The sequence below is a fragment of the Azospirillum halopraeferens DSM 3675 genome, assembly GCF_000429625.1.
In the GTDB taxonomy this organism is placed as follows: Bacteria; Pseudomonadota; Alphaproteobacteria; order Azospirillales; family Azospirillaceae; genus Azospirillum; species Azospirillum halopraeferens.
The window spans coordinates 51,160-71,356 of record NZ_KE386927.1 but is presented as its reverse complement, the minus strand read 5'-3'; the positions used below and the strand labels follow the sequence as shown (position 1 = coordinate 71,356).

Below are 20,197 nucleotides of genomic sequence, written 5' to 3'. Positions count from 1 at the left end.
GTCATGCCGAGACCGCCGGGATGCCTTGCTTCTGCGGCAGCGGCCGGTTTTCGACTCCGGAGAGCACTTGTTAAGTATTTGTTGCCATGATTGTTTGATCGGGGCCATCGGGCGGCCAAGCGGGGGAGTGACGGCCGTGTCTCTGCAAAAACGCGTTCTGCTGGCGATGGCGGCGCTGATCACCGTGATGGTGGCGGTGAACATCGTCGTCCTGCGCGAAACGGTGCTGCCCGGCTACCGCCACCTGGAGTTGGATGAGGCAGAGCGGGCCGCGCGGCGCGTTGCCGACGCGCTGCGCGGAGATGTCGTTGCGCTGACCCGCACAACCAATGATTATGCGCGTTGGGACGAAACCTACCGGTTCATCGTCGAGTTCAGCGAATCCTACGCCAACGATCTCAACCCGCTGACCCTGAGCAATCTGGACATCGACGCGGTCTATTTCCTGGACACCGAAGGGCGCCCGGTCTGGGGACGGGCCATCGACCCCGAAACCATGGAGGAGCGGCCCATGCCGCGCCTCGACCACACCGGCGGGCCGGGCATCCCGGCCGGCACCGAAGGTGTGGTCGTGACCGACGCCGGACCCATGCTGTTCAGCGCCCGCCCGATCCTTACGTCGGAGGGCGGGGGACCGGCGCGGGGCACCCTGATCTTCGCCCGGTCCCCGGGCCCGGACCGGGTCGAGGCGTTGCGCGACCGCCTGGGCCCCGGCGTGGACGTCCGTCCGGCCGACGCTTCGGCTGCGGACGGCCTGCGGATCGGCGAGACGTCCATCGTGGCGACGCAGGTCATTCCCGACCTGCACGGAAAGCCGGCCCTGATCGCCGAAGCGACGCTGGAGCGCCGCATTTCCGCGCTGGGGGAGCGCGCGGCCTGGTTCGGCGTGCTGTCGCTGATCGCGGTCGGGGCGGCCGACATCATCCTGATGTGGATCCTGCTCCGCCACCTCGTGCTGCGCCCCATCGGCCGCCTGACCGGGAGCGTGCTGTCCGTGTCCTCGTCGGCCGACCTGTCGCGCCGGGTGGCGGCGGGCGGCGGCGGTGAACTGGCGCTTCTGGCGACCGAGTTCAACCGGATGATGGACCGTCTGGAAACCATGATGGCCACCGCCGAGGCGGCGCGCGACGACGCGGTGCGCGCCAGCCGTGCCAAGTCCGACTTCCTGGCCACCATGAGCCATGAGCTGCGCACGCCCCTCAACTCCATCATCGGCTTCTCGCAGATGATCCGCGATGCCGAGCTGGCGCCGCTGGACAGCCGCTACCGCGACTTCGCGTCGGATGTGAACGATGCGGGCCGCCATCTCCTGCGGGTGATCAACGACGTGCTGGACATGGCCCGGGCGGAGGCCGACCGGATCGAACTGCGCGAGGCCACGGTGGACGTGGGGGCGGCCGTGGTGTCCTGCCTGCGCATCCTGCTGCCGGCCGCCCGCCAGGCCGAGGTCACGCTGCGCTCGGATCTGCCCGGCGATCTGCCCTGCGTGCGCGCCGACGATGTGCGGCTGCGCCAGATCCTGATGAATCTGGTGGCCAACGCCGTGAAGTTCACACCGGCCGGCGGCCGGGTGGTGGTGCGGGCCGGCTGCGACGAGCGCGGCGCCGTGCGGGTGGAGGTGGAGGATTCCGGCATCGGCATCGCGGCGGACGACATTCCCAAAGCGCTGGAACCGTTCGGCCAGATCGACAGCGCCCGCTGGCGCCTGCACCAGGGCACCGGTCTCGGCCTGCCGCTGGCCAAACGCCTGATCGAAGCCCATGGCGGCCGGCTGGACATCGAAAGCCAGCCCGGCGTCGGCACCCGCATCACCGTCACCCTGCCGCCCGAACGCACCCTGTACACGTCGGGCGCCTGCGCCGCCGGGGGATGATGCGGCCGCAAAACGATTGGTTCCATTGGTTTCCGGCGGTGAAACCCGACCGTTACCACCAAGGCCGACACCGAAGCCGCGAAGGTGGCGGCCCGCGCCGCGGCCGCGCCGAGAACGAGGCCTGGCGGGCGGCTGGATGCGGACCCCGGTTGAGATCCTGTTGACAGCGTGAGGCGGTGCGCCCAGGTTACATGAAACCGGGTTGGAGGTTGTCATGGGTGCGGTTCGGAAGCCGTCGCGGGAGAAGGTCAGGGCGCATCGCGCACGGCTCCGGGCGCAGGGGTTGCGTCCGGTGCAGTTTTGGGTTCCCGACGTCCGCAGTCCGGAGTTCGCGGCCGAGGCCCGGCGGCAGTCTCTGGCCGTCGCCAACAGCCCGCAGGAGGCAGACGACCAAGCGTTCCTTGACAGCGTAGGGTGGGGTTCCCTGGGCGACGAGGAATGAGGCGGGGGGAAATCTGGACCCTTGCCGGGGGACCGGACTACGCCGGCAAACCCCGCCCCGTCGTCATCCTTCAGGACGACCGTTTCGAGGACACGGCATCCGTCACCATCTGCCCGCTGACGACGAACGAGACGCCCACCCCCCTGTTCCGGCGCGAGGTCGAGCCGTCCGAGGGGAACGGCCTTGCCCGGCCGTCCCGGCTCATGGCCGACAAGCTGACGACGGTTCCGCGATCGAAACTCGGGCGGCGGATCGGCCGCCTTGAGGCCGAGCATGTGGCGTGGATCGGGCAGGCGATCCTTGTTTTTCTCGGCTTCGCGGGGGGGCGATCCGACGACCCGGCCGAGGGCACGGGCACCGCATAGACGCCGGATCGACCGTCCGGACGTCCGAACGGTCGTGACGCGCGGTCAGCCCGCCAGCATCCGGGCAATGGTCGGGGCGAGGTCGCCCAGCGCCACCTCGACCTGTTCGCCGCGGGTCAGGTGCTTGACGGTGGCGGTGCCGCGGGCGCGCTCCTCGCTGCCCATCAGGACGACGACGGGGATGCCGGTCTTGTCGGCATACTTCATCTGCCTGGCGAGCTTGCCGCCCTCGAGCTGGATCTCGGTGTTGAGACCGGCCGCGCGCAGATCCGCCGCCAGACGGAAATAGTCGGCCCGCAGGTCCGGGTCCATCTGGGTGACCAGAACCTGCGCGGTGGCCGTGTCCTCCCGGATCAACCCGGCTTCCATGAGCTGCCAGAACAGCCGGGTGGCGCCGATGGAGATGCCGACGCCCGGCAGGGTCGATTTGGTGTAGTGGCTGGCCAGGTTGTCGTAGCGCCCGCCCGAACAGACCGAGCCGATGCCCTTGTGGTCGTTGAGGAACGTCTCATAGACGGTGCCGGTGTAGTAGTCCAGGCCGCGGGCGATGGCGAGGTTGATGCGCACCGCGCCGTCGGGCACCTGGAAATCCTTCAGCCCGCAGACGACGGTCGCCAGCTCCTCCACCCCTTGCGCGAAGGTGGGGTTGTCGATCCCCATGGCGCGGAGCGCCGCCAGGGTGTCGTCGTTGGACATCTCCTCGGCGATCAGGTTCAGGATGCGGTCGGCGACGGCGGCGGGCACCGCGAGGGTGTCGCCCGTCAGGGCGTCGCGCACCTTGTCGCGGCCGATCTTGTCCAGCTTGTCGATCTCGCGCAGGACCAGGACGCACCGCTCCGCCCCGGCGATCCCCAGCCCGTCCAGCAGGCCCAGCAGGACCTTGCGGTTGTTGACGTTGATGGTGAAGCCGCCGACGTCCAGTTCCCGGAACACGTGGTAGATGACGGCCGGGATCTCCGCGTCGTAGTGCAGCGACAGGCTGTCCTTGCCGATCACGTCAATGTCGCACTGGTAGAACTCGCGGAAACGGCCGCGCTGGGCGCGCTCGCCGCGGTAGACGCGCTGGATCTGGTAGCGGCGGAAGGGGAAGGCCAGGTCGCGCTCGTGCTCCGCCACATAGCGGGCGAGCGGCACGGTCAGGTCGAAGCGCAGCGCCAGTTCCGGCTTGTGCCCCTGCTGGATGGCGCCGGTGGACTGGACGAAATAGACCTGCTTCTCCGTCTCGCCGCCGGACTTGGTCAGCAGCGTCTCCACCGTCTCGAACACCGGAGTTTCCACGGGGACGAAGCCGAAGCGCTCGTAACCGCGGCGGATCGTGTCCAGCATGCGCTGGAAGGCGACCTGCCGGCGGGGCAGCAGTTCCATCGTTCCGGGCGGGGTGCGGGGCGTGATCAGGCTCATGGCGGTCCGGCGTTCGGCTCTTGCGGGTGGGTCGGAAGGACGGGAGGCCACTTCTAGCCCCTTTCGCCGCCCCCGTCACGCCGGTTAAAACGACCCGTCCCGTTCCCCCAGCCGCCGAGTGCCCGCCCATGCCCGCCGAACGCCTGATCCTGCGCCGTCCCGACGACTGGCACATCCACCTGCGCGACGACGCCATGATGAAGGCGGTGCTGCCCTTCACGGCGCGGCAGTTCGCCCGCGCCATCGTCATGCCCAACCTGAAGCCGCCGGTGGTCACCGCCGCCGCCGCCGCCGCCTACCGCGCGCGCATCCTGGACGCCGTGCCCGCCGGCACCGGCTTCACGCCGCTGATGACCGCCTACCTGACCGACACCACCGACCCCGACGACCTGGAACAGGGGGCCCGCGACGGTGTGTTCACGGCGGCCAAGCTCTATCCCGCCAACGCCACCACCAACAGCGCCCACGGGGTGAGCGACGTGCGCCGCATCGACGCGGTGCTGGAGCGCATGGAGGCCATCGGCCTGCCGCTGCTGGTGCACGGCGAGGTGACCGACCGCCACGTCGACATCTTCGACCGCGAGGCGGTGTTCCTGGAGCAGGTGCTGGCACCGCTGCTGGACCGTTTCCCCCGCCTGAAGGTGGTGCTGGAGCACGTGACGACCCGCGACGCGGTGGAGTTCGTGCGCGCCGGCGCCGCCTCGGGCCGGCTGGGGGCGACGATCACCGCGCACCACCTGCTGATCAACCGCAGCGACATCTTCGCCGGCGGCATCCGCCCGCACCTCTACTGCCTGCCCATCGCCAAGCGCGAGGTGCACCGGCAGGCCCTGGTGGAGGCGGCGATCTCCGGCGAGGGTCCGTTCTTCCTGGGCACCGACACCGCCCCCCACACGGTGGCCGCCAAGGAATCGGCGTGCGGGTGCGCCGGTTGCTTCACCGCCGCCACGGCGCTGGAACTCTACGCCCTGGCCTTCGACGAGGCCGGCGCGCTCGACCGGCTGGAGGCGTTCGCCAGCCTCAACGGCCCGCGCTTCTACGGCCTGCCTCCCAACGAGGAGCGGGTGGTGCTGGAGCGCGCACCCTGCACCGTCCCCGACGTGGTCCTGCTGGCCGACGGCGACGGCGTGCTGCCGTTCCGCAGCGGCGAGACGCTCGGCTGGCGCTATGGCGGTGCGGTGTAATCCTCTCGGCATCACCCGCTCACCAAAGACGAGTCCGAACGGAGGGCTGCACCATACCGGTGCGCCCTCCGTTTCTACCCAAATCTCCTGTCCATGGGAAGATATCGGGACAACAGACCTGCAAGAGGTAACCGTATTCTCTTGGAGTGTTCGGGAGGATGATGGATTGCCGCCGCGGCGTAATACAGCGGGTGGTGACCATAGTCTCAATCGATACTGGTAGAGTTCACAGCTTATTGAAGCGTCTCCTGGTCCCGATCTCCGGGCACAGCCGCCGGTTCGCGTGCGGCGAGCCTCCGATGACGGACAAGGGGATCAACGGTGCAAGACGTACTTATCGCGGCCGCCGGCCTTCGCGATCTCGCCGACCTGCTGGAGCGCCGCTCCGGTGACATCCGCGTCATCCTCGTTCCCGACGGGACCGATGCCCATCCGGTCCTGGCGGAGGTGCTGGCGCAGCGGCCGCCCGCCATCCATCTGCTGGCCCACGGTGCGCCCGGCGCGCTGCACCTGGGCGCCCTCCCGATCACCGCGGACAGCCTGTCCGACCGCTGCTGGCCCGAGGCGCCGGCCACCGACATCCTGATCCACGCCTGCAACACCGGCGCCGGCCCCGCGGGGCGCTTTTTCGTCGAGCGTCTGGCCGCCGCCACCGGCGCGCGGGTCGCCGCCGCCTCCCACCCCGTGGGCGACGCGGCGCAGGGCGGGAGCTGGGAGCTGGACGTGGCGAGCGCTCCGGTGCGCGCCGCCGCTCCCTTCGCCGGGCATGAATCCTGGCCCCACCTGCTGGCCGTCACCGGTACGCCGACCGCCGGCGCCGACACCCTGTCGGGCGACGATGCGGCCGACATCATCAGCGGCCTGGACGGCGACGACGTGATCTACGGCGGCGGCGGCAACGACTTTCTCTACGGCAACGCGGGCAACGACACGCTCTACGGCGGGGCCGGCCGCGACACGCTGGACGGCGGGCCGGGTGCCGACCACCTGGACGGCGGCAGCGGCTTCGATGCCGTGTCCTACGAGCGCGTCATCGGCGGCATCCGCGTCGACCTGACCAATCCCGCCAACAGCACCGGCGAGGCGGCGGGCGACACCTACGCCAACATCGAGCTGTTCATCCTGGGCGACGGCAACGACACCTTCATCGGCAGCGACGGCAACGACCAGGTGTGGGCGCACGCCGGCAACGACGTGCTGTACGGCGGGTTGGGCAACGACTCCCTGGAGGCCGGCGGCGGCAACGACACGCTCTACGGCGGGGCGGGCAACGACTATCTCGCCGGGCGCGCCGACAACGACGTCCTCTACGGCGGGGAAGGCGACGATCTGCTGGAAGGCGACGGCGGCGCCGATGTGCTGTACGGCGGTGCCGGCAACGACTCCCTGGCCGGTGACCAGGGCGCCGACACGCTGTACGGCGGCGCCGGCGACGACGTGTTCTACAACGCCTACGGCTTCGACCGCGACGCCAACGGCAACCTTCTGGGCTTCAACACCATCCGCGACCGCGCGGCCGGCCAGGCCGACCGGATGTTCGGCGAGGACGGCAACGACCGCTTCGTGGTGGTCGACGCCGACGACGTGAACGGGTCCATGCTGTTCGACGGCGGTTCCGGCACCGATTCCATCGAGGTGCAGACCGCCGAAGCCGTCAACTTCTACGGCATGACCCTGGTGTCGGTGGAGCGGCTGGAACTGACCGGCGGCGTCGCCCACGACGTGAAGCTCAGCGCCGCCCAGATCAACGGCCTGCAGACCATCACCGGCGGCGCCGGCGACGTGCTGCGCATCGTCGGCACCGCCGAGGAGGTCGGCGACCTCACCGGCAAGGTGGCCGACGGCATCACCGTGCTGTTCACCACCGACGCCGGCGGTGCGGCCGGGTCGATCTTTACCGCGGCCCAGTCGGACGCCGACCTGCGCAGCGTCGACCTGACCGGCGTGACGGAGATCGTCGGCACCTACAACGGCCAGTCGATCATCACCCTGACGCCGCAGCAGCTCGACGGCATCCTGCGCATCACCACCGCCGAGAACCCGAGCGACGGCGACACCCTGCGGGTCATCGGCACCCCCGCGTCGGAGACGGTGGATCTCAGCAAGGTCAGTCTGAACAACATCGACTTCACCCACGCCGAAGGCGGCGCCGGCAACGATTACGTCATCGGGTCCAACCGGTCGGACCGCCTGTTCGGCAGGGAAGGGAACGACACCATCTATGGCGGCCAGGGCTGGGACGTCATCGGCGGCGGCTCCGGCGACGACCTGTTCATCTTCGAGGCCCGCGACAACGGCGTGATCGGCGGCCGCTTCGACAGCCTGCACTGCGACTACCTGACGGACTTCGGCAACGGCGGCAACGGGCTGATCGGCGACGTCATCCGCATCAAGGATGTGGCCCTGACGGGAACCATCGTCGACGGCTACTCCTCCGGCATCCGCATGGGTGAGGTGCGGGTCAAGCGCCAGGACGGCAGCGACCCCAATTTCCCCGACGACGACACCACCACCCCCAACACGGTGCTGATGATCGCCACCGACACGGTGCCCGGTGTCGACATCTTCCTGCGCCTGAACGGGGTGTTCTCCGCCAACGACTTCGTCATCGAGGCGCACGACGGCTATTCCGACATCTACCTCAAGGGCCGCACGCCGCTGATGGGCAACGACACGCTGAGCGGCGGCACCGGCAACGACACGCTGATCGGCGGTGACGGCAACGACACCCAGAGCGGCGGCAGCGGCAACGACACGCTGATCGGTGGCGACGGCAATGACACCCAGAGCGGTGGCGGCGGTGACGACACGCTGATCGGCGGCGACGGCAACGACACCCAGAGCGGCGGTGGCGGTGACGACACGCTGATCGGTGGCGACGGCAACGACACGCAGGGCGGCGGCGGCACCGACACCCTGCCCGGCGGCGACGGCGGCACCGGCGGCAATGGCGGCGGCGCCGGCGGTGGCTCCGGTGGCGGTGGTTCGGGCGGCGGCTCGGGCGGTGGTTCCGGCGGTGGTTCCGGCGACGGCTCCGACCGGATCACGGACGATGCCGACCGCACGGTCACGGGCACCGATGAAAACGACGTCCTCACCGGCGGTGACGAGGACGACATCCTCTTCGGCGGCCTCGGCGACGACGTCCTCTTCGGCGGCGCCGGCAACGACGCGCTCTATGGCAACCAGGGGGCCGATGCCCTCTACGGCAACGTCGGCGACGACAGCCTGTTCGGTGGGCAGGGTGCGGACAGCCTGTTCGGCGGCCAGGGCGCCGACGAGCTGTACGGCCAGATCGGTGACGACGTGCTGTATGGCCAGATCGGCGCCGACACCCTGTTCGGGGGCCAGGGTACCGACACGCTGTTCGGCGGCCAGGGCGACGACGTGCTGTACGGCAACCTCGGCAACGACGTGCTGGCCGGCAACCTGGGCAACGACACCCTGTTCGGCGGCGCCGGGTCCGACACCTTCGTCTTCGCGGCCGGCGGCGGGAACGACGTCATCGGCGACTTCAACGCGGCCGAGGGCGACCGCATGCAGGTGGTGGGCGGCCTGACCTGGACCATCGCCGACGGCACCGCGGGGGCGGTGGTGACGTTCAACAGCGGCGACACGGTGACCCTAACCGGCATCGCCGCCCGCGACGTCGCCGACACCTGGTTCGTGGTCTGACCCGTGGCGGCCCGCCCGCCCGCACGAACCGGTGGGGGCGGGCCGTCCCGCGGGTGGTGCCACCACCGGGCCGCCGCCGCTCCCCCGACGCGCTCCGCCCGCTCCCCATATCCGGGAGGCGGGTCGCGGTGGGCGCGGCGGTGGGGGAGGGGTGCCATGGCGGGAAGCGAACGGGTGGCGGACGAGGCGACGGCCCTGTGGACCGGCCCGCCGTCCGCCGCCGCGGCCGCCGGCGGGACGGCGGCGGACGAGGCGTTGCGGCGCGTGCTGCTGCACGGGGTGCTGGTCGCCCTGACCGCCGCGGTCTTCGCCGCCGACGTGGCGATGCACGGCGAGAGCGTCTCGGTCTGCTTCGCCTACGCCGGCCCGATCGTCCTGGGGGCGCTGGTGGACGCCCGCACCCCCTTCGCCTACGCCGCCGCCGCCTCGGTCCTGGCGGTGGCGGGCCTGGCCATCCAGCCGGGCGAGGCGACGACGGCGGCCTTCGTGGTCAACCGGGCGCTGGCGGTGGGGGCGCTGTGGCTGCTGGCGCTGCTCATGCACTCCCGCCACCGCGCCGAGGCGGCCCTGCGCCGCAGCCTGGAGATGGAGAGGGCCAAGGCCGACATGCAGCGCCGCCTGATCGCCATCCTGTCCCACGAGGTGAAGACGCCGCTGACCACCATCGACGGCCAGGCCTACCGGCTGGGCAAGCTCAGCCGCACCCTGGAGCCCGACGACGTGGTGGTGCGCACCGCCAAGATCCGCGCCGCGGTGCGCCGCATCAGCGGCATCGTCGAGCGGATCGAGTTGTCCTCGGCGGCGGGCAGCGGCGAGGCGGTGGCGGCAATCGAGCCCGTGGACCTCGCCGACCTGCTGGTGGAAGCGGCCCAGACCCACGCGGAGCGCCCCGGCGCGCCGGCCTTCGCCTTCGATCTCGGGCGGCTGCCGGTGGCGGCGTCGGGGGATCCCAGCCTGCTGCTCCAGGTCTTCGACAATCTGCTGTCCAACGCCGTCAAGTACACCCCCCCCGGCGGCACCGTGACCGTCGAGGGCCGGGCCGAGGAAGGACACGCCGTGGTGAGCGTCAGCGACGACGGCGCCGGCATCGACCCGCAGGAGGCGCCGTCCCTCTTCAAGCCCTACTTCCGCGGCCGCAACAGCGGCGGCGTCGGCGGTGCCGGCATCGGCCTCTATCTGGTGGAGCGCTACGTGGCGCTGCACGGCGGACGGGTGGCGGTGGCCAACCGGCCGGGGGGAGGTGCCGTCTTCACCGTCCGCCTTCCCCTCACGCCCACGACGACGGACCCCGTCCATCATGTCGCACCGCAGTAAGATCCTGTGCATCGAGGACGACCCCGGCACCCGCGAGTTGCTGGAGGAGGAACTGGCGGAAGCCGGCTTCGCCGTCCACACCGCGGCCGACGGCGAATCCGGGCTGACCGCCATCGCGGCGCTGAAGCCCGACCTGGTGCTGTGCGACATCGACATGCCGCGCCTCACCGGCTTCGAGGTGCTGGAGCGTCTGCGCCGGGGCGGCGCCGCGGCGCGCGGCGTGCCGTTCGTCTTTCTCACCGCCTACGGCGCGCGGGACAACCAGATCCGCGGCCGCCGCCTGGGCTGCGACGACTATGTGACGAAGCCCATCGACTTCGAGTTGCTGGTGGAGATCGTGCGCAGCCGCCTCGCCCGCACCGGCTCCCGCCCCGAGGCCGCCGGCGGCGAGATCCGCCTGACCGACCGCGAGGCGGAGGCCCTGACCTGGTCGGCGCGCGGCAAGTCTTCGGCCGACATCGCCGTGCTGATGGCGGTGTCGGAGCGCACCGTCAACTTCCACATCGACAACGCCATCCGCAAGCTGGGCGTGGCGACGCGCATCCAGGCGGCGGTGAAGGGCGCGCTGCTGGGGCTGGTGGCGCCCTGAGCAGGTTTTTCCGGATCGGGCCGCGGGCCGGCCCCGCCTTCACAGCCCCTGATTCATCCGCATCGGGGCGGCCCCAGGATCTCGGCCATGCTGACGATGGCCTCGGCGACCTGGACGATGCGCTTGTTCTGGTTCATGGCGGTCTTGCGCATCAGGGCGTAGGCGTCGCGTTCGCTGAGGCCGCGGCTGCTCATCAGCAGGCCCTTGGCGCGGTCGATCTGCTTGCGCTCGTGCAATTCGGTGCGGGCGGATTCGAGCTGGCTGCTGACGTCCTGCAACAGGCGGGACTGGGCGTGCATCAGGTCGACCACCGAGCGCATGAGGCGCGGGCGGATGCCGTCCAGGGTGTAGAGGCCGGGGGTGTCCTCCGGGCCGCGCGCCGCGGGGTCGGCGTCCATCACCAGCATGGCCACGGGGGTGGCGGTGTCCGCCTCGCCGGCGCCGTCCGGGCCGGTGCCGGCGTCGTGGCGCTCCAGGTCCCGGCGGGCCGCCGTGAGCGTCACGGCGCACAGCCGGCACAGCTCGTCCACCAGCCCGTCCTCCACCGCCTTCATGGCGTCGATGCGCAGGGTCGCCTGCTCGTACCACTCTTCGCCGCTGATGCCGGCGGCGCTGCCGTCGCCGGTCAGCGCCGCGGCGCGCATGCGCTCCACCGCGGCGGAGGCCGGGATGGCCAGGGCGGCGTGGAAGCGGGCGACCCAGGCGGGCTCGGCGAATTCGGCGAAGACGCGGAAGGCGCGGTTCTGGGCCGCCGCCAGGTCGCGCAGACGGCGGCGGTCGGCGTCCTCGAACACCCCGCGGGAGAAGCCGGCGCCGGCGGTGGCCCGCTCCTGCCCGGCGTACTCCTTGCCCTGGATGGCGTTGACCAGCGCCACCAGGGCGCGGGACATGGCGGGGTCGGCGGCGATGTCGGCGGCCTCGAAGATCACCGCCATCAGCCGGCCGATCATGTCGGTGAAGGCGCTGACGGCGTCCAGCGGCGCCAGCGCCCCGGCGGTGATGCGGGCGCGCAGCCCGTCCGCCTTGTCCAGCGCCATGAGGGCGAAGGCGACGCGGCTGTAGAAGCGCGCCCCCGAACTCATGCGGCCCAGCCGCTCGTCCACGCGCTCCAGCCGGTCGCGCACGACCCGCTCCAGGGCACGGCACTCGGCGGTCCGCCGCGCCAGCCGGTCGGCGAACCGCTCCCCGCCCGAGCCGAGATGGATGGACGACGCCCCGCGTTCCTTTTGCAGGGCGTGGATCAGCTCGCCCGCGTCCCGCACCAGCTCGCTGACGATGGCGAGCTGTTCCAGGTCGCGGATGCGGCAGAGCAGGGCGGAGCGCAGGAACCGGGCGGCGGGTGCCGCCGGTTCCCCTGTTGCCGGCCGGGCGGGCGGGTTGTCCATGGCTGCGCCCCCCGTTCTCAGGCCGCCTCCACCAGGCGGTGGCGGTCGTAGAGGAACTTCAGCACCGCCGAGCGGCAGCGCAGGTAGGTGGGGTCGGACACCAGCTCCACCCGCCGGCGCGGCCGCGGCAGCCGGACCTCGCAGATCTCGCCGATGCGCGCCGCCGGGCCGTTGGTCATCATCACGATGCGGTCGGACAGCAGCACCGCCTCGTCCACGTCGTGGGTGATCATCAGCACCGTGTTGCCCAGGGTGGCGTGGATCTGCATGACCTGGTCCTGCAGGTGGGCGCGGGTCAGCGCGTCCAGCGCCCCGAACGGCTCGTCCAGCAGCAGCACCTTGGGCTCCATGGCCAGGGCGCGGGCGATGCCCACGCGCTGCTTCATGCCGCCGGAGATCTCCGACGGGCGCTTGTCCAGCGCGTGGGTCATCTGCACCAGCTCCAGGTTGCGCAGCGTCCACTCGTGCCGCTCCGCCGCCGACCGGGAGCGGCCGAACACCTTGTTCACCGCCAGGCGCACGTTCTCGTACACCGTCAGCCAGGGGAGCAGCGAGTGGTTCTGGAACACCACGGCCCGGTCGGGACCGGGGGAGTCCACCAGCCCGCCGTCCAGCAGCACGGCGCCGGAGGTGGCGTCGGTCAGGCCGGCGACGATGTTCAGCAGGGTCGACTTGCCGCAGCCGGAGTGGCCGATGATTGAGATGAACTCCCCCTTCTCCACCCCCAGCGACACCTTGCGCAGCACCTCGGTCGTCGAGCCGGTGCGGGCGAAGCTCTTGTCGACCTGTTCGATGGACAGATAGCTCTTGGTCATGGGGCGGTCCTTCAGGTGTTCGCGGTGCCGCGGGTGACGATCCGGGCGACGGTGGCGACGACGCGGTCGAGCAGGAAGCCGACCACCCCGACATAAATCAACGCCAGGATGATGTCGCTGATGAGGGAGGAGTTCCACGCATCCCAGATGAAGAAGCCGATGCCCACGCCGCCGATCAGCATCTCCGCCGCGACGATGGCCAGCCAGGACAGGCCGATGCCGATGCGCAGGCCGGTGAAGATGTAGGGGGCGGCCGACGGGATCATGATGGTGTAGACGTATTCCACCGCGTTGAGGCGCAGCACGCGGGCGACGTTGCGGTAGTCGTCGGGGATGTTGCGCACGCCGACCGCCGTGTTGATGATGATCGGCCACACCGCGGTGATGAAGATCACGAAGATGGCCGAGGGCTGGCCGTCGCGGAAGGCGGCCAGCGACAGGGGCAGCCAGGCCAGCGGCGGCACCGTGCGCAGGACCTGGAAGATGGGGTCGAGGCCGCGCATGGCCCATACGCTCTGCCCCACCAGGACGCCCAGCGCGACGCCGGCCACCGCAGCGATGGCGTAGCCGACGGCGACGCGCTGGAGGCTGGCCAGCAGATGCCAGAACAACCCCTTGTCGATGCCGCCGTTGTCGAAGAACGGGTCGACGATCAGGTCCCAGCTGTTGACCAGCACCGCCGACGGGGCGGGCAGGCTGGAGCCGGGGGCGGAGCAGACGACCTCCCACACCGCCACCAGGACGGCCAGGGTGAACAGGGGCGGCAGGACCGAGGTCGCCAGGTTGGACAGCCCCCGGCGCAGGCTGCCGGCGGCCGCCGCGGCGGCCCGCCGTCCGGGGGTGGCCAGGGCGACGACCGTGGCCGGGGCGGCGGCGGGGGCGGCGGAGGCCGCGGCGGGGGTGGCGGAAACGGGCGCGGCGGCGCGGGGGGCGGGGGTCGCCTTCACGGCGGTGCTGTGCTGCATGAGGTGTCTCCTGCGATGGCGCCGCGTCAGGCGATCCGGGTGATGGACAGGCTGGCGAGGTAGGCCGCGGGATCCTCCGGATCGAAGACCTTGCCGTCGAAGAACGTCTCCTTCCCGCGCGAGGTGGAGGCGGGGATCTGGTCCGCCGGCACGCCCAGGGTCGCGGCGGCGTCGCGCCACAGCTCCTCGCGGTTGACCTTGTCGATCAGGGCGGCGAAGTCGGTGTCGGCGCTGAACTTGCCCCAGCGCACGTTCTCGGTCAGGAACCACAGGTCATGGCTGCGGAAGGGGTAGGAGGCGAAGTCGCGCCAGTACTTCATGATGTGCGGGCTGCTCTCCACCACCTTGCCGGTGCCGTAGTCGAAGCGGCCCTTCATGCGGTCAGCGATGTCGGCGACCGGCGCGTTGATCCAGTTGCGCCTGGACACGATGGCCGACACCTCGTCGCGGTTGGCCATGTCGTCGCACCACATCTGCGCCTCCTGCACCGCCATCAGCAGCGCCTTGGCGGCCTTGGGGTGCTTGTCGACCCAGGCGGCGCGCATGCCCAGCGCCTTTTCGGGGTGGCGGTTCCACAGCTCGCCGGTGTTGACGGCGGTGTAGCCGATCTTCTGGTTCTTGAGCTGCTCGTTCCACGGCTCGCAGACGCAGAAGCAGTCCATGGTGCCGACCTTCATGTTGGCGACCATCTGCGCCGGCGGCACCACGATCGTTTCGATGTCGCGGTCGGGGTCGATGCCGCCGGCCGCCAGCCAATAGCGGATCCACAGGTCGTGGGTGCCGCCGGGGAAGGTCATGGCCGCCTTGATCGCCTTGCCCGACGCCTTCTTCTTCTCCAGCGCCGTCCTGAACGGCGCGGTGTCGAGGCCGACCCGCAGGTCGGCGTACTCCTGCGCCACCGAGATGCACTGGCTGTCCAGGTTGAGGCGGGCCAGGATGTACATGGGCGTGGGCTGGTTGTTCTGGGTCACCACGCCGGCCGAGATCAGATAGGGCATGGGCGTCAGGATGTGGGCGCCGTCGATGCCGTTGCCCTCCGACCCCAGCACGATGTTGTCGCGGGTGGTGCCCCAGGACGCCTGCTTCAGCACCTCCACGTCGGGCATGCCGTGCCTGGCGAAGAAGCCCTTCTCCTTGGCGATGATCAGCGGCGCCGCGTCGGTCAGGGCGATGAAGCCCAGCTTGGCGGTCGTCGTCTCCGGCGTGTCCAGCGGGGCGGCCCAGGCGCCGCCGGGCAGCGCGCGGTAGGCGGCGCCCAGCAGTGCGGCGGTGGCGGTGGCGTAGGCGCCGCCGGCCAGCAGGGCGCGGCGCGAGACGCCGGCGGCGGGCCGGGCGGGCGTGTCGGAACGGTCGGAAGCGTTGGTCATCGGGTGGAGTCCTCGGATTGGAGTCGCGGACCGCGACGGGTCGATGCGGAAGGCGAGGGCGCACCGCATGCGGCCGGGCGGCCACCGGAACCGGCGGCGGGGATCGGACCCGAGGGCGAGGGACAGGGCATTGGCACCTCCCGCAAAGCGGCGCGAAGGACAGGGCGATGCGCGCGGGCGACGGGCGGCACGGGGCCGCTTGTGTTCCGGCGCGTCTCAGTCTGCTTGCCGGCTCGCCTTTAAGCCGGCCACGGCGCGGTCCCGGTGACGGGATCTTGCGAGGAGCGTCTCCGACGTCATTGTCGGCCTCGCCTGATAACTAGCAAGGCGCGTGCCAATCTTGATGCAATGCAGCAGAGCGCGGATCCCTTGGCATCCGCGCCGCCGGCCGGGGCCGGCGCCGATACGGAACTGCACAGGATTTCAGCGGCGAAGGCGAAAGGTTGGGCGGTTTGATGGCCAATCCGGCGCCACGGCGCGCCGGCCCGGGCCGGCCGACCTGTTCCGCGGCTGCGAGTTCGTTATTGACCGCGGTATTGCGCACGCCGTAATGTGGATCTGAGAAAAACACCATCTAAATGTGTAATTTTGCGGATCAAGGATACGGCAACCATGCGCAAGACGCTCCGATCGGCCGCCGTGGCGGTCATGCTGGCGGTAACCGGTGCGGCGCCGGCCGCGGCCAACGACGCGGACACGCTGCTGAACGTGTCCTACGACATCGCGCGCGAGCTGTACGCGGCGCTCAACCCCGCCTTCCAGGCGCGCGTCAAGGCGCAGACCGGGCGGGACGTGACGGTGAACCAGTCGCACGCGGGGTCGTCGCGCCAGGCCCGCGCCATCCTGGAGGGGCTGGCGGCCGACGTGGTGACCTTCAACCAGGTGACCGACGTGCAGATCCTGGCCGACCGCGGCGGGCTGGTGGCGGCCAACTGGCAGGAGCGGCTGCCCAACGCGGCCTCGCCCTACTACTCGCTGCCGGCCTTCCTGGTGCGCGCCGGCAATCCGAAGAACATCCGCAACTGGGACGATCTGGCGCGCGAGGGCGTGCAGCCCGTCTTCCCCAACCCCAAGACCTCGGGCAACGCGCGCTACACCTACCTGGCGGCCACGGCCTACGGGCTGGAGGCGTTCGGCGGCGACGCCGACAAGGCGGCCGATCTGGTGCGGCGCATCTTCGCCAACGTGCCGGTGTTCGACACGGGCGGGCGCGGCGCCACCACCACCTTTGCCGAGCGCGGCATCGGCGACGTGCTCGTCACCTTCGAGGCGGAGGTGAACAACATCCGCGACCAGTTCGGCGCCGACAAGTACGAGGTGGTGGTGCCGCCGGTCAGCCTGCTGGCGGAGTTCCCGGTGTCAGTGGTGGACCGGGTGGTCGACCGCCGCGGCACGCGGGCGCTGGCGGAAAGCTATCTGAATTTCCTGTACGAGGAGGAGGCGCAGGAGATCCTGGCCCGCTTCTACAACCGCATCCACCATCCGGCGGTGATCGAACGCCACCGCGACCGCTTTCCGGAGGTCCGCCTGTTCACGGTCGAGCAGGTCTTCGGCGGCTGGGCCGCCGTGGAAAAGGACCATTTCGCCGAGGGCGGGCGCCTCGACACGGTCTTCGTGGCCCGCTGACGCCCGCTGACGCTGCCGGAACGCGCCGATGAAACGCCACGTCCTGCCGGGCTTCTCGCTCACCATGGGGTTGACGCTGCTCTACCTCGTGCTGATCGTGCTGCTGCCGCTGAGCGCGCTGATCCTGAAGGCGGCAAGCCTGGAGGCGGCCGATTACTGGCGCATCGTCTCCTCGCAGCGGGCCGTGGCGACCTACCGGGTCACCCTGACGGCGGCTGCCTGGGCCACCCTGTTCAACGCCGTGTTCGGCCTGACGCTGGCCTGGGTGCTGGTGCGCTACAGCTTCCCCGGCAAGCGGCTGCTGGACGCGGTTGTGGATCTGCCCTTCGCCCTGCCCACGGCGGTGGCCGGCGTCGCCCTGACGGCCCTGTTCGCGCAGACCGGCTGGTACGGGCGGCTTCTGGCGCCGCTGGGCATCTCGGTGGCCTACACCCCCGTGGGCATCGCCGTGGCCATGGCGTTCACCAGCGCCCCCTTCGTGGTGCGCACCATCCAGCCGGTGCTGGAGGACCTGCGGCCGGAGGTGGAGGAGGCGGCGCAGTCGCTGGGCGCCTCCGACCTGCAGGTGTTCGCCCGCGTCATCTTCCCGCTGATCTTCCCGGCCTTCCTGGCGGGCTGCGCGCTGGCCTTCGCGCGCAGCCTGGGGGAGTTCGGGGCCATCGTCTTCATCGCCGGCAACCTGCCGTTCCGCACGGAGATCACCGCCCTGCTGGCCTACATCCGCCTGGACGAGTTCGACTACCCCGCCGCCGCCGCGGTCGCCTCGGTGATGCTGGGGGCGGCCTTCGTCATGCTGCTGGTGACCAACAGCATCCAGTTCTGGGTGCAGCGCCATTCGGAGAGGGCCTGAGCCATGGCTGCCGCCGGACGCGTGGGCGACGGCCCGCTGTTGCGCCGCATCCTCATCGCCGTCGCGGTGACGGGGACGCTGGTTTTCCTGCTCGCCCCCATCGCGGTGATCGGGGCGCTGGCGCTGGGCTCCGGCATCGGGGCGTTCCTCGACGCCATCGCCCAACCCGAGACGCTGCACGCCATCGGCCTGACCGTCCTGACGGCGGTGGTGGTGGTGCCGATCAACGTGGTCTTCGGCATCTGCGCCGCCTGGGCTATCGCCAAGTTCTCGTTCCCCGGCAAGCGGCTTCTGCTGACGCTGATCGAGATCCCGTTCTCGGTGTCGCCCATCGTCGCCGGCGTCATGTACATCTTCCTCTACGGCGCCCAGGGCCTGTTCGGTCCGTGGTTGCAGGAGGCGGGCGTGCAGGTGATGTTCACGGTGTGGGCGATCTTCCTGGTCAGCCTGTTCGTCACCTGCCCCTTCGTCGCGCGCGAGCTGATCCCGCTGATGCAGGCCCAGGGCAGCGAGGAGGAGGAAGCGGCCCTGACGCTGGGCGCCTCGGGCTTCCAGACCTTCGTGCGGGTGACGCTGCCCAACATCAAATGGGCGCTGCTGTACGGCGCCATCCTCTGCAACGCCCGGGTGATGGGGGAGTTCGGCGCGGTGTCCGTGGTGTCGGGCAACGTGCGCGGCCAGACCAACACGCTGCCTTTGCAGGTGGAGCTTCTCTACAACTCCTACAACACGGTGGGCGCCTTCGCCGCCGCCTCGACCCTGGCGGTGCTGGCCCTGCTGACGCTGGGCGCCAAGCTGCTGCTGGAACGCCACGGCCACGTGGGGGAGGCGCTGGACGCCGCCCCCGTCCCGTCCACCCGCCTGTCCCTTGCCGGAGACCGCGCATGAGCATCACCGTCCGCTCCCTGACCAAGACCTTCGGCACCTTCACCGCGCTGGACGGCGTGTCGCTGGAGGTGGAGAAGGGCGAGCTGATGGCGCTGCTCGGCCCTTCGGGCTCGGGCAAGACGACCCTGCTGCGGCTCATCGCCGGGCTGGAGTTCGCCGACGCCGGCACCATCCTGTTCGACGGCACCGACACCACGCACCTCAGCGCCCGCGAGCGCCGGGTCGGCTTCGTGTTCCAGCACTACGCCCTGTTCCGCCACATGACGGTGGCCGACAACGTGGCCTTCGGCCTGTCGGTTCTGCCGCGCGGCCGCCGCCCCGACAAGGCGGCCATCGCCGCCCGGGTGAAGGAGCTGTTGGAGCTGGTGCAGCTCGGCCATCTCGCCGGGCGGTACCCGGCGCAATTGTCCGGCGGCCAGCGCCAGCGGGTGGCATTGGCCCGCGCCCTGGCCATCGAACCGGCGGTGCTGCTGCTGGACGAGCCCTTCGGGGCGCTGGACGCGCAGGTGCGCAAGGAGCTGCGCCGCTGGCTGCGCGACCTGCACGACGAGATCCACATGACCAGCGTCTTCGTCACCCACGACCAGGAGGAGGCCATGGAGGTGGCCGACCGTGTGGTGGTGATGAACCACGGCCGGATCGAGCAGGTGGGCACCCCGGTGGAGATCCACGACGCCCCCGCCTCGCCCTTCGTGTACGAGTTCCTGGGCCACGCCAACAAGCTGGACTGCCGCATCGACGGCCGCGAGGTGGCGGCGGGCGGCTGGAGCGCCCCCTTGGCCCGCGTCGCCCCGGCGGCGGCGGACACCCCTGCGCCTGCCGGCGCGTCGGCCGCCGCGGTCGCCTATGTGCGCGCCCACGAGCTGGAACTGCTGCCCGAGTCCCGCGCCCCCGAGGCGGCGGCTTTGGCGGTGGTGCGCCATCTCACGGCGCGCGGCGGCCAGGTGCGCGTGGAACTGTCCCGCCGCCCCGACGGCGCCGTTCTGGAGGCCGAGGTGTCCCGCGCCGAGGCCGACGCCCTGCGCCTGACCCCCGGCACCCCCGTCGCCATCCGCCCCCGCGCCCTGCGCCTGTTCGCGGCGTAGGGCGGGGGTTGTTTCCCTGCGACCGGCAAGGACCGAAAGAGCCCTCCCCCGTCGAAGATGGGGGAGGGTCGGGTGGGGGCCCGGTGCGGGGGAGTGGGTTAAGGAATGCGCGCGGCAACGCCCTGCCGGCATGATGCGGGTCGCACCTGAACCTCGGTTTCCCATCGGCTACACTCATCCCGCATTGGTTCCAGGTGCCGATCCGGTTGCGGCTGGACCCCGGTTTCCCATCGGCTACACTGATCAGGGCGTCCCTCTTCACCTCCGCCATGTTGCGGCTGGACCCCGGTTTCCCATTGGCTACACTCCGCATCGCCCGACGCGGGAGGTGCTTGAGGTTGCGGCTGGACCCCGGTTTCCCATCGGCTACACT

The 20,197-nt window shown here is 70.7% G+C and carries 16 protein-coding genes; 11 read left to right on the top strand and 5 right to left on the bottom strand.

The annotated features are described in order from the left end of the window. Window positions 1-136: 136 nt before the first annotated feature. The 3 genes from G472_RS37600 to G472_RS0124920 all read left to right on the top strand — a co-directional run bounded on the left by G472_RS37600 (window position 137) and on the right by G472_RS0124920 (window position 2,680). Entirely contained in the window at window positions 137-1,873 is a 1,737-nt protein-coding gene (locus G472_RS37600) for a sensor histidine kinase (RefSeq protein ID WP_051341254.1), read from the top strand. Window positions 1,874-2,087: 214 nt separating this feature from the next. Further along, window positions 2,088-2,315 carry an antitoxin MazE family protein gene (locus tag G472_RS0124925; protein WP_029010548.1) on the top strand — a complete coding sequence of 76 codons (228 nt, stop codon included), beginning with the start codon at window positions 2,088-2,090 and terminating at the stop codon, window positions 2,313-2,315. Continuing rightward, window positions 2,312-2,680, top strand: a complete 369-nt coding sequence (locus G472_RS0124920; protein ID WP_029010547.1) for a type II toxin-antitoxin system PemK/MazF family toxin — start codon at window positions 2,312-2,314, stop codon at window positions 2,678-2,680. Before G472_RS0124925 ends, G472_RS0124920 begins: the two co-directional genes overlap by 4 nt. 45 nt (window positions 2,681-2,725) lie before the next feature. On the opposite strand, the gene hisS is transcribed toward G472_RS0124920, so the two are convergent. Further along, complete coding sequence (gene hisS / locus G472_RS0124915; RefSeq protein WP_029010546.1) at window positions 2,726-4,081, bottom strand: histidine--tRNA ligase; 1,356 nt, start codon at window positions 4,079-4,081, stop codon at window positions 2,726-2,728. Window positions 4,082-4,209: 128 nt separating this feature from the next. Between hisS and pyrC the strand changes: the two genes are divergently transcribed. The 4 genes from pyrC to G472_RS0124895 all read left to right on the top strand — a co-directional run bounded on the left by pyrC (window position 4,210) and on the right by G472_RS0124895 (window position 10,843). Further along, entirely contained in the window at window positions 4,210-5,265 is a 1,056-nt protein-coding gene (gene pyrC / locus G472_RS0124910; RefSeq protein WP_029010545.1) for a dihydroorotase, read from the top strand. Window positions 5,266-5,586: 321 nt separating this feature from the next. After that, window positions 5,587-8,940, top strand: coding sequence for a DUF4347 domain-containing protein (locus G472_RS39875; RefSeq protein ID WP_029010544.1), 3,354 nt, complete (start codon window positions 5,587-5,589; stop codon window positions 8,938-8,940). A gap of 156 nt (window positions 8,941-9,096) precedes the next feature. Next, on the top strand, window positions 9,097-10,254 hold the full coding sequence (locus G472_RS37595; protein ID WP_051341252.1) for a sensor histidine kinase: 1,158 nt from the start codon (window positions 9,097-9,099) through the stop codon (window positions 10,252-10,254). After that, window positions 10,238-10,843, top strand: coding sequence for a response regulator transcription factor (locus G472_RS0124895; protein ID WP_035693700.1), 606 nt, complete (start codon window positions 10,238-10,240; stop codon window positions 10,841-10,843). Before G472_RS37595 ends, G472_RS0124895 begins: the two co-directional genes overlap by 17 nt. A gap of 53 nt (window positions 10,844-10,896) precedes the next feature. Here the strand turns inward: G472_RS0124895 and G472_RS0124890 are convergent, their stop codons facing one another. From G472_RS0124890 to G472_RS0124875, 4 genes are read right to left on the bottom strand one after another with little or no spacing between them, the layout of a single operon-like run. Next, window positions 10,897-12,228: a nitrate regulatory protein gene (locus G472_RS0124890; RefSeq protein WP_051341238.1), complete on the bottom strand. Its 1,332-nt coding sequence runs from the start codon at window positions 12,226-12,228 to the stop codon at window positions 10,897-10,899. A 17-nt stretch (window positions 12,229-12,245) separates the two neighbouring features. Next, window positions 12,246-13,043 carry an ABC transporter ATP-binding protein gene (locus G472_RS0124885; protein WP_029010541.1) on the bottom strand — a complete coding sequence of 266 codons (798 nt, stop codon included), beginning with the start codon at window positions 13,041-13,043 and terminating at the stop codon, window positions 12,246-12,248. Window positions 13,044-13,054: 11 nt separating this feature from the next. Further along, the gene (ntrB, locus tag G472_RS0124880; RefSeq protein ID WP_084536900.1) at window positions 13,055-14,008 is read right to left on the bottom strand and encodes a nitrate ABC transporter permease; all 954 of its coding nucleotides are present in this window, start codon (window positions 14,006-14,008) and stop codon (window positions 13,055-13,057) included. Window positions 14,009-14,034: 26 nt separating this feature from the next. Then, window positions 14,035-15,375 (bottom strand): CmpA/NrtA family ABC transporter substrate-binding protein, encoded by a 1,341-nt coding sequence (locus G472_RS0124875; RefSeq protein WP_029010539.1) that lies wholly within the window; start codon window positions 15,373-15,375, stop codon window positions 14,035-14,037. A 612-nt stretch (window positions 15,376-15,987) separates the two neighbouring features. Between G472_RS0124875 and cysP the strand changes: the two genes are divergently transcribed. The 4 genes from cysP to G472_RS0124855 are packed head-to-tail and all read left to right on the top strand — an operon-like array spanning window position 15,988 to window position 19,824. After that, on the top strand, window positions 15,988-17,001 hold the full coding sequence (gene cysP, locus G472_RS0124870) for a thiosulfate ABC transporter substrate-binding protein CysP (RefSeq protein WP_029010538.1): 1,014 nt from the start codon (window positions 15,988-15,990) through the stop codon (window positions 16,999-17,001). 28 nt (window positions 17,002-17,029) lie between these two features. After that, window positions 17,030-17,851: a sulfate ABC transporter permease subunit CysT gene (cysT, locus tag G472_RS0124865; protein ID WP_029010537.1), complete on the top strand. Its 822-nt coding sequence runs from the start codon at window positions 17,030-17,032 to the stop codon at window positions 17,849-17,851. Window positions 17,852-17,854: 3 nt separating this feature from the next. Beyond that, window positions 17,855-18,739, top strand: coding sequence for a sulfate ABC transporter permease subunit CysW (gene cysW / locus G472_RS35505; RefSeq protein ID WP_035693698.1), 885 nt, complete (start codon window positions 17,855-17,857; stop codon window positions 18,737-18,739). Beyond that, window positions 18,736-19,824, top strand: coding sequence for a sulfate/molybdate ABC transporter ATP-binding protein (locus tag G472_RS0124855; RefSeq protein WP_029010536.1), 1,089 nt, complete (start codon window positions 18,736-18,738; stop codon window positions 19,822-19,824). The genes cysW and G472_RS0124855 overlap by 4 nt, the downstream gene beginning before the upstream one ends. The last annotated feature ends 373 nt before the right edge of the window (window positions 19,825-20,197 follow it).